Origin of the sequence: Shewanella sp., from assembly GCF_051658185.1 — a bacterium.
Taxonomy (GTDB): domain Bacteria; phylum Pseudomonadota; class Gammaproteobacteria; order Enterobacterales; family Shewanellaceae; genus Shewanella.
The window spans coordinates 1-3,227 of sequence record NZ_JBOFMC010000295.1; the positions used below are offsets into that span (position 1 = coordinate 1).

3 protein-coding genes are annotated in these 3,227 nt (G+C 49.1%); 1 reads left to right on the plus strand and 2 read right to left on the minus strand.

All coding sequences use genetic code 11. From position 1 onward, the window contains the following. Positions 1 to 146 precede the first annotated feature (146 nt). A complete protein-coding gene (locus ACRCZA_RS11275; RefSeq protein ID WP_438674531.1) occupies positions 147 to 413 on the minus strand; it encodes a hypothetical protein in 267 nt (88 codons plus the stop codon). Between the two features lie 700 nt (positions 414 to 1,113). On the opposite strand from ACRCZA_RS11275, the gene trhO reads away from it, so the two are divergent. Further along, positions 1,114 to 2,118 (plus strand): oxygen-dependent tRNA uridine(34) hydroxylase TrhO, encoded by a 1,005-nt coding sequence (gene trhO, locus ACRCZA_RS11280; RefSeq protein WP_438674532.1) that lies wholly within the window; start codon positions 1,114 to 1,116, stop codon positions 2,116 to 2,118. A gap of 134 nt (positions 2,119 to 2,252) precedes the next feature. Here the strand turns inward: trhO and ACRCZA_RS11285 are convergent. Then, a partial coding sequence (locus ACRCZA_RS11285) for an aromatic amino acid transport family protein (RefSeq protein WP_438674533.1) occupies positions 2,253 to 3,227 on the minus strand: 975 nt, incomplete at its 5' end.

The following is a 3,227-nucleotide window of genomic DNA, read 5'->3' on the forward strand; positions in this document are numbered from 1 at the left end:
AGGGCAATTGTTTAGGGCGATAGTTTGACGCGATGGTTGAGGTTCATTGTCTAGGGCGATGGCTGGCGGGTCAATGTCACCTATGTACACCAGTTTAACTGTCAGCCAGTTTAACGTTAGACATCTTAAGGCCAAACTCGGGATGCTTAATCCTTAAATGAGGTGTCTAAGGGCAAAAAACTCAGGTAGCAATAATAGCCAAGTGGACCAAAGAGTAGGCTAAGCATGCACCATAAACAGGTTTGCACGGGGCTGAGTTTGTGAGGATTGAGTGTGTCAGTGCTGAGTTTACGAGTGCTTCGCTTGTCGGTGTTTAGATTAACGCCGTGGTTAAACGCCCTCAAAGCAAATACACAATGCAGCACGAGTAAACTACTGAGCATCATGATGATGCCAATCTCGATATTTTCCATTTGACCAATCCTTGTCAGTTATTGCGAATTACAGTTCATATCATGGGGTGTTATGAGCATACCGGCGGATGACTCGGGCCAGCATGGCACTCTGTTGCCGTTTACTGGGCGCTTGCTGGCGGGAAATTATTGATGGCACCGCCCTATAAATACATCCCTATCAAGCCCTTACCCATGTTTTACTTGATTGGGACTACCTTACTTGAATATTTCTCTCTTTGCTAGGACGTGTTGACGTTTTAGGATTATTTTTGCCGCAATTTGCCTGATGTTGATGCAAGGCTAGGTCCGAGCGCTGTCGTTATTCTACAGACACGAACGATAACGCAGCACAACGGCTGCCCTAAACGTTGCCCGAAGGGGGCGTCTCAAGCACTTGCTCTTGCTTTCTGTTATATCAGGGCCTGTTATATCAGAGCCTGTTATTAAGTCTCTGTTACAGCACCTGTTATTAGCACCGTACGGCATTGTCAGTCGCCTCACGGCAGGCTATTTCTCGCTTCGTGACCATGTCGTTAGCCGTGGTGACGCATGGCTTCACTCATTGATCCACAATAGTTTGTTCGCCACAGCATTTACCGCTATTCATTTTGATGTGACTCAGGTAGGATTTTGCGCGATTTTGTGAGCCATCGCAGTTGGCGGTGGTGGGATAGAAATCCGCACTGGAAATGAAGTTCCAGCCAGCAAAGAGGATATTATGGCAAAGGTCGTTGTGTGTGCTTTATATAAGTTTGTGGCGTTACCGCAGTTTGAGTCCCTAAGACAACCCTTGCTCACGAGGTTGGAGGAGGCGCAGATTAGGGGGACCATATTGCTGGCGAGCGAAGGGATCAACGGCACCGTCGCTGGCACATCAGGGGCCATTACGGGGTTATTGGCATGGCTAACTGAGCAACCTGGCTTAGATAACATGGTATATAAGTTATCTTTTGATGATGAAATGCCGTTTTATCGCACGAAAGTGAAGCTGAAAAAAGAAATCGTCACTATGGGCGTAGAGGGTATCGATCCTCTTAAAGTGGTGGGCACTTATGTCAAACCTAAAGATTGGAATGCGCTCATTACCGATCCCGAAGTGTTGCTCATCGATACCCGTAATGACTATGAGGTACAAATCGGTACCTTTAAACATGCCATCAATCCGGTGACCGAAACCTTTAGAGAATTTCCGCAATACGTTAAGCAGCATTTAGATCCCGCGAAACATAAAAAGGTTGCCATGTTTTGTACTGGTGGCATTCGTTGTGAAAAATCAACCGCTTACTTAAAAGAACAAGGCTTTGAAGAGGTGTATCATCTCGAAGGCGGGATCCTTAAATACCTTGAGGAAGTCAAACCTGAAGAAAGTCTATGGCAAGGCGAGTGCTTTGTATTTGATAACCGAGTCGCTGTTGATCACCATTTGCTTAAAGGTCAATATTTTCAATGTAATGCCTGCCGTATGCCCATTACCGCCGCCGAAATGCAAACTCCTGCTTATGTGCAGGGCGTGAGTTGCCCCCATTGCATTGATAAGGTAACTGATGCGCAGCGGCAACGTTTTATCGAACGTGAGCGGCAGGTCAACCTCGCGAAGGCTCGCAATGAAGTCCATATCGGCAGCGAGGTGAATCAAGTGATTGAAGAGCGTCGCAAGCAAAAAGAAGCCCTGCGTCAACGCGCCGCAGAACAATCCCGGCTGAAGAAATCCCAAGTGTTTTAGAGGGGCGTTGCAAGTCTTGTTACGCTGACAATGTTGGTGCCGCGAGCCTCATCCGCTCCGTTTGGGGCGGCTGGTTCTCGCGGCGGTTTTTTTGGGGATGGTCAGTTCATTCATCCCCTTAGCGTGCTATTTGGCTAGCTACACAATTGGGCAGCGATAACTCCCATGCCGCAAAGGCTGGCAAGTAGCAGGGCGGCGCTGCCGCCAGCAACGCGGTAACCTGTTGGCATATTCGCGCTATCGCGCACCTTACGCTGGCGCCATACCATAGCGACCGGTAAAAATATCGCGAGGATCACCAGTGCGATGGCGGCAAAGCCAAGGGCACTGATAAACCCTTGCGGATAGAAGAGGGCAAAGCCTAAGGGCGGTACAAAGGTGATGGCCGCAGTCACACTGCGCCCCGTTGCATTATCCGCTTGCTTTAAATTGGCGGCCATAAAATCAAATAAGCCAAGGCTCACGCCTAAAAAAGAGGTCGCCAGCGCGAGATCGGCAAACACGCTGATCGCGGAGCTTAAGAATTGGCTGTGAAGGACACTCGCTAATTGATTGATAAAGCCAGAAAGACTTTGATTGGTCACCAATTGGCTTTGGCTCAGCACGCCTTGGCTGCCCAGTTGCCACAGCAGGTAAATCAGCAGGGGTAACGCCGAGCCGAGTAACATGATTTTGCGCAACGTTTTTACCTCAACGCCTAAGTAGCGCACCACCGACGGAATCGAACCGTGAAAGCCAAAAGAGGTAAATATCACTGGAATGGCCGACACGATAAGCCCTTGCTTTAGCGGCACCTCGAGTAAATGCGTCCCTTCCACCTGCGGCAGTAATAACGCCAGCATCAAGATCAAGGCAATGAGCTTTAAGCTAAAGAGCACGCGGTTAATCAAATCGACACAATGGGTGCCTAACCCCACAATCGTGCCGACTAACAGGGTAAAGAAGATAGCGCCCGCCTGTGGTGGCAACGCTAACCCTAACCAAGAGGTGAGTTTTTGATGCACTTGCTCACCGCCGCCAGCAATGTAGGCGGCGCACAGGGCATAGAGTAAAAACATTAACGCAATACTGGCAATGACTTGGCCTTTTGTGCCCAATAGCTTACGGGC